Genomic DNA, 14508 nt, shown 5'->3' with positions numbered 1-14508 from the left:
GATCCCCGTCGTGTCCGTGCTCGTTTTCGGGTTCACCGGCTGCACGGTGTGGGCCGGGGTCGTCGCCTTGCGTCGACGCGGGAGAGGACGCTGACGCCCGTCTGCGCGATCTGGCTTTCCTTGAGACGGCGCTGAGGCGGTCGCGCCGACCATCGCACACGGACCCGCTCGATCGACGGGCACCCGCTGGAGTGAAGGAGAGCCACGTGTACTTCCACAAGCAGGAACTGCAGTTCACGGCAACGCCCGACAAGCCCGACGCCGTCTACGCCCGCAAGCTGCAGGAGGTGCTCGGTGGCCAGTACGGGGAGATCTCCGTCGCCATGCAGTACCAGTTCCAGGCGTGGAACATGCACATCCCCGGCAAGTACCGCGACATGGTGTTCGGCATCGGAGCCGAGGAGATGGGCCACGTCGAGATGCTCGCGACGATGATCGCGCAGCTGCTCGAGAAGTCCCCGCTCGGCATCACCGAGGACGCGGTGCAGGACGACCCCACGGTCGCCGCGATCGTCGGTGGCACGGACGTCCAGCACGCCATCGTCGCCGGTGCGGGCGCCCGTCCAGTGGACAGCAACGGCAACCCCTGGCAGGGCTCGTTCATCACCGCCAGCGGCAACCTGCTCGCCGACTTCACGGCGAACGAGAACGCCGAGATGCAGGGCCGTGTGCAGGCCGCCCGGCTCTACCACATGACCGACGACCACGGCGTGCGGGACCTGCTGTCCTTCCTCATCGCCCGCGACACCATGCACCAGAACATGTGGGCGACCGCCGCCGCTGAGCTGCGCGAGCAGGGCGTCGAGGGCTTCCCCGTGCCGAGCAACTTCCCGCAGTCGAAGGAGAACCAGGAGGTCAACTACCAGTACCTCAACTTCTCCGACGGTGCCGAGGCGAAGAACGGCCCGTGGGCGAGCGGCCCCTCGTTCGACGGCAAGGGCGAGTACTCGTACCACGACGGCCCCACGACCTCGGTCCCGATGCCCCCGCCCACCCACCCCGACGTCCGGCTGTACGGCACCACCGAGCTGCCGAACGTCGTCGAGAAGACGGCCGGCCTGGTGTAGGACACGCTGCACAAGGAGTAGTCCCGCAACCCACGGAACGACAGGAGGCCCGGCGCACGACGTGCACCGGGCCTCCTGTCCGTCAGCGGGTCACCGCACCGACGGGGCGGACCCGCCCACGGTCATCAGCGCCCCCGTCTCGGGTTCTTCGTCACGCGGCGCCTCGAAGATGCCCGAGTAGGCGCGGACGGCACTCCACCCCGCGATCAGCAGGGCCGTGCCGAGCACCGACGCGACCCAGGGCGCCAGGAGCGACTGCTCGAGGAGCCGTGGAGCGGCGAGCCAGGCCAGGAACGTGCCGGTCAGGCTGCCGGTGGCCCCGAGGAGCACGGCGGTGCGCCGGTCCAGGCTCGTCAGTGCGAGCGCCGCGGTGACGACGAGGACCGCGACCACCGCGTGCAGCAGGACGGACGTCATCGCTCAGCTCCTCACTCGGCGGCGGTGCCGGAACCGGCGGCACCGGAACCGACCGCGAGCTGCTCGGACCCGCCACCGACGGTGACGGCGATCTTGCGCGGCTTCGCGGACTCCTTGACGGGGATCGTGACGCTGAGCACGCCGTTGTCGTACCCGGCGGTGATGCGCTCGGCGTCGAGGCCGTCGCCGAGCGTCAGCTGCCGGACGTACGTGCCGGGCTGGCGCTCACGGGTGAGCCACTGCGAGCCCTCGGGCGCGCCCAGGGTGCGCTCGGCGCGGATGGTCAGGACGGAACCGTCCACGTCGATGTCGACGGAGCCCGGGTCGATGCCGGGCAGGTCGACGTCGAGGACGTAGTGGTCCCCGGTGCGGTACAGGTCCATCGGCATCGAGCGCGGGCCGGTCGCGGTGCCGAGGAGCGAACCCGCGAGTCGGTCGAGCTCGCGGAACGGGTCGAAGTTCATCGTCATCGAAATCAACTCCTTCGTGGTTCTCGTTGAGTCCCCTCGACTCAACTGCCACCGTTTTAGCACTCGACCCTGGTGAGTGCCAAAAGAACGCTCAGAGGACGCCGAGAACCACGCAGCGCGCAAAACGTACACAGCGCGAATGGTTCGTTGAACTGACCGTTCACTGTGTGAAAGAGTTCAGCCGTCCGAACGGGACACACGGCAAGCAAGAAGGGCGGGACAGGACATGCACAGCACGTACTCCGGGATGCCTCGGGTCGCGACGATCGGCAGCAGCCACACGCGCGTCGGCCTCACCGACCCGGCGGTCATCGACGCGTACGTCGCGCGTCGCATCCAGGACCCCTCGCTGCTCGCCGGTCGCTCCGAGCCGTCCTACGCGGACTTCTTCACCACGCCTGCCGTATAGCAAGGAGCGCATGACCCCATGCCGTTGACCGTCGTCCGTCGAGAGCACGTCCACCTCTACACCCGCGAACCCGAGTCGCGGGCCGCGAAGACCGCGGTCGACGCGCTGCTCCGCCTGCAGCACGCCGAGGACCAGCAGATCGAGTCCGCCCGCATCGACAGCGGCCTGACGAAGAACGAGTTCCTCGCCGTCCGGTACCTGCTGCAGGCGCACCGGGACGGCCGCACGACGGGCCCGAAGGACCTGGCCGTCATGCTCGCCGTCTCGAACGCGTCGGTCACCAAGATCGTCGACGGGCTCGTGCAGAAGGGGCTGCTGTCCCGCGCGGCGCACCCCACGGACCGCCGTGCGCAGGTGCTCGCCCCCACGGACCAGGCCACCGAGAAGATCGACGCCTCGTACGCACGGTTCCACGAGGCCGTCGTCCAGGTGCTCGAGCAGCTCCCCGACGCAGACAACGCCGTCCTCGCCGACTCGCTCACGAAGATCGTCGACGCGCTCGCCGCGGGCTCGTCCGCGCCGGTCGACGAGTACACGGTCGACGACCAGGACTGACGCGAGCGCGCCCGGCTGACGCGACCCGACGGGTGCGGCGCGACCGCGATGCGGACGGGAGGCCCGTGGTGCGCCCGCCACGGGCCTCCCGTCCGACGGTGGCGTAAAAACCTTCCAACGGTAAGTTGGGTGCATGACCCACCCCGCGGACGACGCCGACGCGGCCCAGCCGCGCCGCGGCGGGTACCGCAAGGGCGCCGAGCGGCGCACCCAGATCCTCGACGAGATGATCCGCATGGTCGCGGAACAGGGGGTCGACGCTTCGTCGCTCCGTTCCGTGGCCGAGGCCCTCGGGATCACGCACGCGGCACTCCGCCACTACTTCCCGAGCCGCGACGAACTGCTGCTCGCCGTCTACCGGGAGCACGAGGTCCGCGAGCAGGGCGCACCCGACCGGATGAAGTCGGCGATCGGCGACATGCGCGAGAGCGCGTCGCGCAACCGTGCCGTGCCGGGGCTGGTGCAGCTGTACACGACCCTCGCCGCCGACGCGGTGCAGGAAGGCCACCCGGCCACGCGCGACTTCATGCGCGAACGCTTCGCCCGGCTGCGCGCCGAGCTCGCCGTGCTCATCGAGGCGGACCAGGCGAGCGGACGGATCCGCACCGACCTGGACCCGGTCGACCTGGCGAGCCTGAGCATCGCGGCGTCCGACGGGCTGCAGGTGCAGTGGCTGCTCGACCCCGACGCCGTCGACGGTGAACGGGTGCTGCGGCTGCTGGAGCAGCTGGTCCCGCCGGTGCGCTGAGCGGCCAGGGGTACGGCCAGACTGCCGGTGGCACAGCGACCGGCCGGTAGAAGGGCAGCATGACCACTTCCACGCGCACCCCGCTCGGCGTCACGCTCGTCGACGGGGGCGCCAACGTCGCCCTGTTCTCGAGCACCGCCGAGCGCGTCGAGTTCTGCACCTTCGACGACGACGGCACCGAGCACCGCACCGAGCTCCGCAACCGCACCGGCTACACCTTCCACGACGTCGTGCCCGGCGTGGCCGTCGGCACCCGCTACGGCTTCCGCGTGCACGGCGCGTGGGACCCGGCGAACGGCCTGCGTCACAACGGCGCGAAGCTCCTGCTCGACCCCTACGCCACCGCTGTCGACGGCGCCTACGAGTGGGGCCAGGCCCTGTTCGGCCACGACATGGACGACCCCGAGCAGCTCGACGACACCGACTCGGCCGGCGCGATGCCCAAGTCGATCGTCGCCGACCGGTCCTTCGACTGGGACGGCGACAGCCTGCTGCGGACCCCGCTCACCGACACCGTCGTGTACGAGGTGCACGTCAAGGGCTTCACGAAGCAGCACCCGGACGTCCCCGAGGAGATCCGCGGCACCTACGCCGGCATGGCCCACCCGGCGGCGATCAAGCACCTGACCGACCTCGGCGTCACCGCGGTCGAGCTGCTGCCGACGCACCAGTTCGTGCAGGACTCGACGCTGCTCGACAAGGGGCTCCGCAACTACTGGGGCTACAACAGCATCGGCTTCTTCGCGCCGCACGACGAGTACTCGTCCTCGGGCACCGCCGGGCAGCAGGTCGCCGAGTTCAAGTCGATGGTCAAGGCCCTGCACGCCGCGGGGCTCGAGGTCATCATGGACGTCGTCTACAACCACACCGCCGAGGGCAACCACATGGGCCCGACGCTGTCGTTCAAGGGGATCGACAACCAGTCGTACTACCGGCTGGTCGAGGGTGACGAGGCGAACTACTTCGACACCACCGGCACCGGCAACAGCCTGAACGTCGGACACCCGGCAGCGCTCGGCCTGATCATGGACTCGCTCCGCTACTGGGTCGAGGAGATGCACGTCGACGGCTTCCGGTTCGACCTGGCCACGACCCTCACCCGCCAGGACGGCGAGGCCGAGAAGCACTCCGCGTTCCTCGACATCATCCACCAGGACCCCGTGCTGCGCGAGGTCAAGATGATCGCCGAGCCGTGGGACACCGCCGGCTACCAGGTGGGCGGGTTCCCGGCCGACTGGTCCGAGTGGAACGGCAAGTACCGCGACGACCTGCGCGCCTTCTGGCGTGGTGACGAGGGTGCGCTGGGCGACGCCGTCCAGCGGGTCCTGGGCAGCCCGGACGTCTACGAGGGGTCGCGCCGATCACCGCTCTGCTCGGTCGACTTCGTCACCGCCCACGACGGTTTCACCCTGGCCGACCTGACGATGTACGCCGACAAGCACAACGAGGCCAACGGCGAGGACAACAACGACGGCGAGAGCGACAACACCTCGTTCAACGGCGGCATCGAGGGCCCGACCGACGACGGCGCGGTGAACGACTACCGCGACCGGCAGCGCCGCAACTTCCTCGGCACCCTGCTGCTCTCCGCCGGCGTCCCGATGATCCTGGGTGGCGACGAACTCGCCCGGTCGCAGGGCGGCAACAACAACGCGTACTGCCAGGACGACGAGATCTCGTGGTTCGACTGGGCCGCCGCCGACCAGGACCTGCTCGCCTTCACCACGGCGGCGATCGCGTTCCGTCGACAGCACCCCGCACTGCGTCCGGAGTGGTTCCGCACCGCGCCCGGTGACTCGGAGTCGACGGTGAGCGTGCTCCGCGCCGATGCCGCCGGGTTCGAGGACGGCGACTGGGCGGACGGCGGCAACCGGGCCGTGACGCTCGTGCTGCACCAGGGGGACGACACCGTGGCCGTGCTGCTGAACGCGTCGGGCACCACGGTGGAGTTCACGCTGCCGGAGCGTCCGGGCGGCGGCAGCTGGTCGCTCGGGCTGTCGAGCGACCCCGACCAGGCCGTGGTGGGCGACGCGGCGACGCTGCTCGTGCGCGACGCGTCCTTCACCGCGCTGGTCTGACGCGGGGCGCGGCGCTCGCACGGGCTCGCTCGCTCGCGCGGGCGGGGCGCTCGCGCGGCTTCGCTTGGCGAGCAGAAATGGTCGGGTTCCCGGTGGGGACCCGACCATTCCTGCTCACGAAGTGGTGCTCGTGGTGCGCGCGGCGCTCCTAGGCGTTCGCGCCCGCGGTCAGCACGGCCGCCGCGGGGTCGAAGTCCTCGGGCAGCGGCGGGATCGCGTCCACGGTCGACGTGATGTCGACGGCGGAACCCGACTCGGCCGCGTCACGGATGCCGAGCAGGACGTCGAGCACGTGCAGCGCGACGGCGCCGGAGGCACGCTCGGGGCGGTCCTCGGCGATGGCGCGGGCGAGCTCGACGACCCCGGTGCCACGACCCCAGGTGGAGCCGACCGCCTCGAGCGTCTCGGGCTCGTCCTGCCCGTAGCGCCAGAGCTGCGACGAGCCCTCGAAGGTGTTCGGGTCGGGCAGCGAGATCGTGCCGAGCGTGCCGTTGATCTCGACGAAGCCCATGCGCGGCAGGGCGTGCTGGAACGAGAACGTCGACTGGGCGGACTGCCCGCCGGCGAACTCGATCAGGGCCGCGTGGTGCGTCGGGACCTCGACCGGGAACGTCTCGCCGGCGCGGGGGCCGGACGCGATCGTGCGACGGTCGAGCGACTTCGACGAGACGGCCTGCACGCGCGAGGCGGTGCCGAACGCGTGCACCAGGGTCGTCACGTAGTACGGGCCCATGTCGAACAGGGGGCCGGCACCGGTGGCGAACAGGAAGTCCGGGTTCGGGTGCCACGCCTCGGGTCCGGGGACGTGGAACAGCGTGGTCGCGGAGAGCGGCTCACCGATGTCGCCGCGGTCGATGGCACGGAGCGCCGTCTGGATGCCCGCGCCGAGCACGGTGTCCGGAGCGGTCGCGACGCGCAGGCCCTTGGCCTTCGCCGACTCGAGCACCGCCGCGGCCGACGCGTGGTCGGTGGCGATCGGCTTCTCGCTCCAGACGTGCTTGCCGGCGTCGATGATCTGCTGGTCGACCTCGGCGTGTGCGGCCGGGATCGTCAGGTTGATCACGATCGAGATGTCGTCGCGGGCGAGGAGCTCCTCGACCGTGCCGGACGCGGCGACGCCGTACTCCGCCGCCTGGGCAGCAGCGCGGTCGAGCAGCACGTCGGCGACGAAGCGGACCTCGACGTCGGCGAACTTCGTCAGGTTCTCGAGGTACTGGGTGGAGATGTTGCCGGCACCGATGATGCCGATCCCGACGCGGCTCACTTGTCGTTGTCCTTGAGCCAGGTGAGGGACTCGGTGATGCCCTCGAAGACGTCGCCCTTGTACGCGTCGAACTCGACCACGCGGATGGCCTCGGGTGCGGCGGCGAGGATGGCGGCCACGTCGACGTCGCCCTGGCCGGCGGGGGTCTGGTTCTCGAAGGCGCGCTGCAGTGCCTCGGGCACGATCAGGGCGCTCTCGGACGAGGGCAGCGCGGTGCGGATGTCACCGTCGACCTTGCCGTCCTTGACGTGGATCGCGACGACGCGGTCGCCCAGGCCCGTGAGCACGGTGGGGGCGTCGGCGCCACCGACGGTCGCCCAGAAGGTGTCGACCTCGAGGACGGTCTCCGGCGACAGCTGCGACACGAACAGGTCGTAGACGGTGCGGCCGTCGACCTTGTTCGTGAACTCCCACTGGTGGTTGTGGTACCCGAACTGCAGGCCACGGCCGGCGGCCTCGGCGGTCAGCTCGTTGACGCGCTCGGCGATCTTCGCGACGTCGTCGGCGGTCTGCCAGCGGTCGGTCGGGATGAAGGGGTCGATGACGGTGTGGATGCCGAGGCGCTCGGCGGCGTCCCAGATCGGCGCGGTGTCCTCGGCGTCGATCACGGCGACGTGGCCGGACGGAGCCTTGAGGCCGGTGGCCGCGAACGCACGCTCGAGGTCGGTGGCGCGCTCGACGAACGCGTAGGGCTCGACGTTCTCGTACCCGATCTCGGCGACACGGGCGATGGCCTTGTCGAGGTCTTCGGCGATGGCGTCGCGCAGCGAGTACAGCTGCACAGAAGTGGTGGGCATTGCAGAGGCTCCTTCGATCCTGTCTGGGTGTCGCGGCCCGTCGAGGAGCGATGCTCCGCGGCGAGATCGATGACGACGCTACCCCAAAAACCACCCGGTGTGTAGTTTTTGCTGCCCCGTGTGACGCGGCCCGGACGGCCCGCGCGTCACGGCCCGTGAGGGGCCCGGTGTTGCAGACGACACCTGTCGATGTATGCTCGCGTCGGAAAAACCTTGCCAAGCAAGGTTTTCATCGACTCAAGGAGGCGTCATGAGCACACCCGAACCCGGCAGCCCGGCACTGCTCAACCCGGAAGAGGGCATCACCCAGCCCGTCAGCACGGTGAAGGTGGGCATCGGCTACCAGATCGCCCTGTTCCTCGGGCAGTTCGGCCTCTTCGTCGCGCTCATGGCCCCCGTCTACGTGAGCATGCAGCTCAAGGCGCAGGCCCTGGTCGGCGACGACGCCGCGAACGTCATCGGGTCGGTGCTGCCGATCGGCGCGTTCGGTGCGCTCATCATGAACCCCCTGGCGGGCGCCCTGTCCGACCGCACCCGCACGCGCTGGGGCCGTCGTCGCCCCTGGCTGCTCAGCGGTGTCGTCGTCTTCGCGATCGCCCTCGCCTGGATCGCCTACTCGCCGGACGTCCTCAACCTGACGCTGGCCTGGCTGCTCGCCCAGCTCGCCGCGAACGCCACCCTCGCCACCCTGCTCGCGAGCTTCGCCGACAACGTGCCGCAGCTGCAGCGTGGTCGGTCCTCGAGCATCATCGCGCTGGCGCAGAACATCGCCGTGCTCGCCGGCACGTACCTGTCGGTCTTCTTCGTGGCGAACCTGCCCGTGCTGTTCATCGCGCCGGGCATCCTGGCGATCATCCTGGTGGCCGTGTACGCCGTGGTGGCCCGGGACGACCTGCCGACCTACACGCTCAAGAAGTTCACGTTCCTGAACCTCGTCGCGTCGTTCTGGACGAACCCGGTCAAGAACCCGGACTTCGCGTTCGCCTGGTGGTCGCGCTTCCTCATCATCCTGGCGACGTTCATGTTCACGACGTACCGCCTGCTCTACATGCAGGAGCACATCGGCATCGAGAAGCCGAAGGACGCCACGGCCGCCGTCGCCTTCGGTGTCCTGCTCTACACGATCGCGCTGCTGATCAGCGCGGCGCTGTCCGGCTGGGCCTCGGACAAGCTCGGTCGCCGCAAGGTGTTCGTCGGTGGGTCGACGGCCATGTTCGCGGTGGGGCTCGTCGCGCTCGCACACGCCGACACGGTCACCGGCTTCTACGTCGCCGAGATCATCATGGGCTTCGCCTACGGCATCTACTCGGCCATCGACACGGCGCTCGTCGTCGACGTGCTGCCGAACGCCGACCGGCCCGGCAAGGACCTCGGTGTCATCAACATCGCGAACGCGTTGCCGCAGTCGCTCGCTCCGGCGATCGCCCTGTTCTTCCTGAAGGTCGGGTCCGACGGAGCAGCCGACAACTACGAGCTCATGTGCTGGGCCGCCGGTGCGATCGCCCTCATCGGCGCACTCGTCGTGATCCCCATCAAGCGGGTGCGGTAGCGCCCGTCGCAACGCGACCAGAAGACGGACGGGAGGCCCGTGGCGACGCCGCCACGGGCCTCCCGTCCGTCTGCCTGGTTGCGTCAGCGGCCCCCGATAGCGTGATCCCCATGCTCGCCGCCGCCCCAGCCCCGTTCGACACCCCCGCCGGCCGCATCATCGGGACGGTCGACGGGGACGTGGTGCGGGTGCTCGGGATCCCGTACGCGCAGGCCGAACGGTTCGCCCCACCGCAGCCGATGCCACCGTTCGAGGGCGAGCTGCACGCGTCCACTCCGTCGCCGGTCGCGCCGCAGCCGCACGAGGAGTTCGTCGACCTGCTGCTCAACCCGATCCAGGGCATCGAGGTCGACGAGCACTGCCAGCGACTCTCCATCACGCTGCCCGCCGACGTCCGTCCGGGCGAGCAGCTGCCGGTGATGGTCTGGATCCACGGCGGTTCGTACGTCATCGGAGGCGGTGACCTGCCGATCTACGACGCCCGCGACCTGGTGACCGAGCAGCGCGTGATCGTGGTGTCGGTCACGTTCCGGCTCGGCGTCCTCGGGTTCCTCGGCGACGGTGACACGATCCCGGCGAACCTCGGGCTCCTCGACCTGGTCGAGTCGCTGCGCTGGGTGCGCGCGAACATCGCTTCGTTCGGCGGCGACCCCGAGCTGATCACCGTCTTCGGGCAGTCGGCCGGCGGGGACGCGGCCGCGCACCTGATGATCAGTGCCGGCGCCGAAGGGCTGTTCCGCCGCGCGATCATCCAGAGCGCACCGCTCGGGCTGTCCCGTCGTCGTGCGCGGATGAACCGGGCGATGGTCCGGGCGGTGGGCAGCGTGCACGCCGACACCCCGCTCGAGGACCTGCTCGACCGTCAGGCGCTCGGCACCCGGGCCGCCGCACCCTACGGTCTGGCCGCCGGCATGCCCTTCGGCACCCAGTACGGGTTCGCTCCGCTGCCCGCCGAGCGTGACCTGGACGCCGCGTGGAGCCGCGTCGCACCCGACGTCGACGTGCTGATCGGGTCCGGCTCGGACGAGGCCGGCATGTACGTGCCGCTCGTGCCCGGGCTGCGCCGGGTGACCCGGTCGCGCGTGCTGCGGTCGGCCCTACGGTGGTGGGTCGTGCGCCCGCTGTCCGACGTCATCTACGGGCGCGATGCCCGACGGTTCACCGAGCGGCACCGACGTGCGGGTGGCCGCGCGACCTCGTACCGACTGCACCGCGGGGTGACGAGCGCCCCGACCGGAGCCGTGCACATGAGCGACCTGCCGCTGCTGCTCGGCGGGCGCGAGGCCTGGGCCGGCACCCGCTTCGTCTCCGAGCGCGACTGGCCCGAGGTCGAGCGCCGCGGCCGGGCCTTCCGGGCGATCTGGGCCGACTTCGCCCGCACCGGCGAGGTCCGTGCGCCCGACGACGAGACCCTGACCTTCGACCGCGGCTGACCCGCGGGCACGGCCCGTGGCGGCGGCGACTCGCGCCTCCCGGCCCGCGGGGTGGTCGCGACACACCGCACGGGGTGCGTCGCGTGGTCACGTTCCGTCGTCTGCGGGCGGCGGGGCCGACGGTCTGTGACCGCCCGGCGTGCGGACCGCGGGGGGTCGTGACCGGTCGGCGGGCTGGTGGAGCGTCCGCCGGACCCCGGACCCCGGACCCCGGACCCCGGACCCCGGACCCCGGACCCCGGTCCACGGCCTGGAGGCCCGGCGCGGCTGGCAGACGTCGGTGCACCCACCTGGCATGGTCGGCCCATGGAGTACACGGACTACGACACCCGGCTCGCCGCCTACGGCGTGATCACGGACGGTGACCGCGTGCTCCTGGCGAAGCTGCGCCAGCCCGACGCGGGCACGTGGACGTTGCCGGGCGGCGGGGTCGAGTTCGACGAGACCGTCGAGCAGGCCGTCGTGCGCGAGATCCGCGAGGAGACAGGGTACGAGGCCCAGGCCGGTGCCCTGCTCGGGGTCCGGCACCACATCGTCCCCGCGGAGCGCCGCATCCACGCCAACGGCCGGCCGATGAAGGCCGTGCAGGTCGTGTTCCGGGCGACCATCACCGGGGGAGCCCTGCGTCACGAGCTCGACGGCTCGACCGACGAGTCGCGGTGGATCCCCGTCGCCGAGCTCCCGCACCACCGCCACGGCCTGCTCGTGCCGATCGCCCTCGGCTGGGCGGGTGCCCTGTCCCGCTGACGGCTGGCGTCATCCCACGCGCAGCACCGCGAACTGCGGTGGGACCGCGGTGGGTTCAGGGGGCTGGACACCCCACCCGAGGTTGCGGAGCGACTGCGCGGTCTCTGCCGGGAACTGCCGAGCGGTTGCCTCGGCTTCTGCGCGGCGCCAACGACTGCGGAACCCCTGCACCGCGTCCCGCCACGTCGGCAGAGCGTCCACGCCGCACTCGACGATGACGAACTCGACCACGTCGGCGAGGCTCGGCCGGAAGTGCGGGCCGCCGAGCGGGAAGTGCAACGAGGACAACCGTGCCGCATCCCGTCGGCCCGAGCCGTGATCGCGCGCTCGGGCGAGCAGAGAACTGAACGCTCCGCGCTCCGCGCTCCGCGCTCGGCGTGCAAGTGCCAGTGCGACTGGGGCGTGGCCGTCAACGCCTCCTGGAACTCGAAGCGGACGAGTGGTTGCCGTTCGTCCGCGAGCAGAACGGCGTACCTGCTCTCGCTGACCACGAGAGCATCGAGGTGATCGACCCATCGGAACCGCATCCACGGGGCCAGGTCCGCGGTGTGCACATCGCCCACGGTCAAACGGACCGGGGTACCCCTTCCGGTCGCGGCGACTGACTGCATGATGAAGGTTCCGCTGCGCTCGTCGAGGGCGTAGTCGATCGACGCACCGTGCTCGGGCAGGGCTCCGTCCAGGAGCGCTTGCGCGATCGTCGCCTGGTGCCGCGCCGCCGACGCGGCCTGCTCGTTCATCGCTCACCCAGCAGGGCGGAGATGCTGTCGAGCCAGTTCTGCGTGAGGTACTCGTCCGTGAACAGGTCCCGCCACTGCTCGGTCGGGGCGAACTCCCGATCGTCGAGGTTCCACTCCGCGCGGACCCGCGCCCGCTCCGCCAGGAGTTCCTCGCGGGTCCACTGCCGTCCCAGCACCTTCGTCATGGCCGTCCTCTCGTCGGTGAGAGGACGGTAGGACGATCAGCAGTGCCGACGCGAGCTTTCGGAATACAACATGTTCACCCTTCGATGACGCTGAGGACGTTGCCCGACGGGTCGGTGAACCAGGCGATGAGCGGTCCGCCCTGCCGGTTCACACCCCGGTCGTCGGTCATCCCCTCGTACTGCAGGAACACGACACCCTTCGCGGTGAGCTCGTCGACCGCGGCGTCGATGTCCGGCACCGGGAAGTTCAGCACCGTGAAGGCCGCCGGTTCGTGACCCGGACCCTTCGGGTAGACGAGCACCTGGTGTCCACCGCCGAGCTGCAGGAAGAGCATGCCGTGGTCCTCGGTGACCTCGATCCCCAGGACGTCCTCGTAGAACGCCTTCGCCTCGGGCACGTCGCGCACCGAGTACCCGCTGAACGCCGTCGTCGCATCGACCATGCGGCAAGTGAACCACCGCGGTCCGGCGTCGGTGCGCTCTGCGAGGATGAAGTCGTGAGCGACTCCGGCACGACCGTCGACCAGGCCGTCGAGCGCGCGGTCGAGCTGGCCGCAGGCAGCGACCGCACCGTGCTCGGGATCGCCGGAGCACCGGGTGCCGGCAAGTCCACGCTCGCCCGCCGCATCGTCACCGCCGTCGACGAACGCCTGGGTGCGGGCACGGCGGTGCAGGTCCCGATGGACGGCTTCCACCTGTCGAACGTGGCGCTCGACGCCCTCGGCCGGCACGACCGCAAGGGCGCGGCGGACACCTTCGACGCCGACGGCTACGTCGCACTCGTCCGCCGGCTCGTCGCCGCCGACGAAGACGTGGTGTGGGCACCGGACTTCGACCGCCGCGTGGACGAACCCGTCGCGGGCAGCATCGCGGTACCCCGCACCACCCGGCTCGTGGTGTCCGAGGGCAACTACCTGCTCGACGACACCGCTCCGTGGTCGGCGCTGCCCGCGCTCTTCACCGAGACCTGGTTCTGCGCCGTCGACGACGGGGTGCGGCTCGACCGCCTGGTCGGCCGGCACATGCGGCACGGCCGCGACCACGACGCCGCGCGCGCGTGGGCGGTCCAGGTGGACGGCGTGAACGCCGCGAGGGTCGCACCCACGGTGATCCGGGCCTCCAGGACGGTGTGGACGTGACCACCGACCGACGCGACCCCACCGCCGACCACCGCCACACGACGACGAACCGACACCGACACGAGGAGCGACCATGACCATCGCCATCACCGGAGCCACCGGCAACATCGGGGGCGCCGTGAGCGCGGCGCTCGCCGCGGACGGCGTGCCGTTCCGGATGCTCGTGCGCGACGCCGCGCGTGCGCCGGAGCTGCCCGGTACCGAGGTCGCGGTCGCGACCTTCGCCGACGTCGACGCGAGCCGGACGGCGCTCCAGGGCGTCGACGTGCTGCTCATGGTGTCCGCCGCCGAGGCCCAGGACCGCCTCGACCAGCACCGGGCGTTCGTCACCGCGGCGGCCGACGCCGGCGTGCGGCACGTCGTCTACACGTCGTTCCTCGGCGCGGCTCCCGACGCGACCTTCACGCTCGGACGCGACCACTGGGCGACGGAGCAGGCGATCCGCGAGAGCGGGATGGCGTTCACGTTCCTGCGGGACAGCTTCTACCTGGACTTCGTCGAGGACCTGGTCGGCGAGGACGGCGTGATCCGCGGCCCGGCCGGTGACGGCGCCATGGCCGCGGTCGCCCGGGCCGACGTGGCCCGCGTCGCGACCGCGGTGCTGCACGACCCGGACGCGCACCGCGACCAGACGTACGAGCTGACCGGCCCCGAGGCGATCACCCTGGCCCAGGCGGCCGCGATCGTGTCCGAAGTCCGCGGCCGCACGGTCAGCTACCACCCCGAGACCCTCGACGAGGCGTACGCATCACGTGCGCAGTGGAACCCGGAGCCGTGGCAGGCCGACGCCTGGGTGAGCACCTACACGGCCATCGCCGAGGGTGCGCTCGCCCACGTGTCCGGCGACGTCGAACGCATCACGGGACGCACGCCGATGTCCCTGCGCGAGGTGCTCGCCGCCCGCTGACGC

17 protein-coding genes are annotated in these 14508 nt (G+C 70.8%); 10 read left to right on the top strand and 7 right to left on the bottom strand.

Annotated elements, in window-relative coordinates:
- The first annotated feature begins 206 nt into the window (after positions 1 to 206).
- On the top strand, positions 207 to 1067 hold the full coding sequence (locus ITJ50_RS03050; RefSeq protein ID WP_194589890.1) for a manganese catalase family protein: 861 nt from the start codon (positions 207 to 209) through the stop codon (positions 1065 to 1067).
- A 90-nt stretch (positions 1068 to 1157) separates the two neighbouring features.
- Here ITJ50_RS03050 and ITJ50_RS03045 read toward each other — a convergent pair whose 3' ends face one another.
- Complete coding sequence (locus ITJ50_RS03045) at positions 1158 to 1484, bottom strand: hypothetical protein (RefSeq protein WP_017887773.1); 327 nt, start codon at positions 1482 to 1484, stop codon at positions 1158 to 1160.
- Between the two features lie 11 nt (positions 1485 to 1495).
- Positions 1496 to 1954 (bottom strand): Hsp20/alpha crystallin family protein, encoded by a 459-nt coding sequence (locus tag ITJ50_RS03040; protein ID WP_056072606.1) that lies wholly within the window; start codon positions 1952 to 1954, stop codon positions 1496 to 1498.
- Positions 1955 to 2180: 226 nt separating this feature from the next.
- Here ITJ50_RS03040 and ITJ50_RS03035 point away from each other — a divergent pair, with 226 nt between their 5' ends.
- From ITJ50_RS03035 to glgX, 4 genes are all read left to right on the top strand, one after another.
- On the top strand, positions 2181 to 2363 hold the full coding sequence (locus tag ITJ50_RS03035; RefSeq protein WP_017887771.1) for a hypothetical protein: 183 nt from the start codon (positions 2181 to 2183) through the stop codon (positions 2361 to 2363).
- 18 nt (positions 2364 to 2381) lie between these two features.
- Positions 2382 to 2918, top strand: coding sequence for a MarR family winged helix-turn-helix transcriptional regulator (locus ITJ50_RS03030; RefSeq protein WP_194589889.1), 537 nt, complete (start codon positions 2382 to 2384; stop codon positions 2916 to 2918).
- Positions 2919 to 3051: 133 nt separating this feature from the next.
- Positions 3052 to 3666: a TetR/AcrR family transcriptional regulator gene (locus ITJ50_RS03025; RefSeq protein ID WP_017887769.1), complete on the top strand. Its 615-nt coding sequence runs from the start codon at positions 3052 to 3054 to the stop codon at positions 3664 to 3666.
- A 59-nt stretch (positions 3667 to 3725) separates the two neighbouring features.
- Positions 3726 to 5744, top strand: coding sequence for a glycogen debranching protein GlgX (glgX, locus tag ITJ50_RS03020; RefSeq protein WP_194589888.1), 2019 nt, complete (start codon positions 3726 to 3728; stop codon positions 5742 to 5744).
- 148 nt (positions 5745 to 5892) lie between these two features.
- On the opposite strand, the gene ITJ50_RS03015 is transcribed toward glgX, so the two are convergent.
- Positions 5893 to 7008 carry a Gfo/Idh/MocA family protein gene (locus tag ITJ50_RS03015; RefSeq protein WP_194589887.1) on the bottom strand — a complete coding sequence of 372 codons (1116 nt, stop codon included), beginning with the start codon at positions 7006 to 7008 and terminating at the stop codon, positions 5893 to 5895.
- Positions 7005 to 7805 (bottom strand): sugar phosphate isomerase/epimerase family protein, encoded by an 801-nt coding sequence (locus ITJ50_RS03010; protein ID WP_031260100.1) that lies wholly within the window; start codon positions 7803 to 7805, stop codon positions 7005 to 7007. Before ITJ50_RS03010 ends, ITJ50_RS03015 begins: the two co-directional genes overlap by 4 nt.
- Positions 7806 to 8055: 250 nt before the next feature.
- Between ITJ50_RS03010 and ITJ50_RS03005 the strand changes: the two genes are divergently transcribed.
- The 3 genes from ITJ50_RS03005 to ITJ50_RS02995 all read left to right on the top strand — a co-directional run bounded on the left by ITJ50_RS03005 (position 8056) and on the right by ITJ50_RS02995 (position 11534).
- Positions 8056 to 9354, top strand: coding sequence for an MFS transporter (locus ITJ50_RS03005; RefSeq protein ID WP_017887765.1), 1299 nt, complete (start codon positions 8056 to 8058; stop codon positions 9352 to 9354).
- Positions 9355 to 9464: 110 nt separating this feature from the next.
- A complete protein-coding gene (locus ITJ50_RS03000) occupies positions 9465 to 10787 on the top strand; it encodes a carboxylesterase family protein (RefSeq protein ID WP_194589886.1) in 1323 nt (440 codons plus the stop codon).
- Between the two features lie 306 nt (positions 10788 to 11093).
- Positions 11094 to 11534, top strand: a complete 441-nt coding sequence (locus tag ITJ50_RS02995) for an NUDIX hydrolase (protein WP_056072589.1) — start codon at positions 11094 to 11096, stop codon at positions 11532 to 11534.
- Between the two features lie 9 nt (positions 11535 to 11543).
- On the opposite strand, the gene ITJ50_RS02990 is transcribed toward ITJ50_RS02995, so the two are convergent.
- From ITJ50_RS02990 to ITJ50_RS02980, 3 genes are all read right to left on the bottom strand, one after another.
- A complete protein-coding gene (locus ITJ50_RS02990; RefSeq protein WP_140448647.1) occupies positions 11544 to 11813 on the bottom strand; it encodes a hypothetical protein in 270 nt (89 codons plus the stop codon).
- Between the two features lie 457 nt (positions 11814 to 12270).
- On the bottom strand, positions 12271 to 12459 hold the full coding sequence (locus tag ITJ50_RS02985) for a hypothetical protein (protein WP_017887761.1): 189 nt from the start codon (positions 12457 to 12459) through the stop codon (positions 12271 to 12273).
- A 74-nt stretch (positions 12460 to 12533) separates the two neighbouring features.
- Positions 12534 to 12902 carry a VOC family protein gene (locus tag ITJ50_RS02980; RefSeq protein ID WP_071250378.1) on the bottom strand — a complete coding sequence of 123 codons (369 nt, stop codon included), beginning with the start codon at positions 12900 to 12902 and terminating at the stop codon, positions 12534 to 12536.
- A gap of 54 nt (positions 12903 to 12956) precedes the next feature.
- Between ITJ50_RS02980 and ITJ50_RS02975 the strand changes: the two genes are divergently transcribed.
- The gene (locus ITJ50_RS02975) at positions 12957 to 13598 is read left to right on the top strand and encodes a nucleoside/nucleotide kinase family protein (protein WP_194589885.1); all 642 of its coding nucleotides are present in this window, start codon (positions 12957 to 12959) and stop codon (positions 13596 to 13598) included.
- 73 nt (positions 13599 to 13671) lie between these two features.
- Positions 13672 to 14505 (top strand): SDR family oxidoreductase, encoded by an 834-nt coding sequence (locus ITJ50_RS02970; RefSeq protein WP_082046845.1) that lies wholly within the window; start codon positions 13672 to 13674, stop codon positions 14503 to 14505.
- Positions 14506 to 14508: the final 3 nt, after the last annotated feature.

It is taken from the genome of Curtobacterium sp. VKM Ac-2889 (assembly GCF_015350855.1).
GTDB classification, from domain to species: domain Bacteria; phylum Actinomycetota; class Actinomycetes; order Actinomycetales; family Microbacteriaceae; genus Curtobacterium; species Curtobacterium poinsettiae.
The sequence above is the reverse complement of the archived record's forward strand: the minus strand, read 5'-3'. Positions and strand labels throughout refer to the sequence as shown.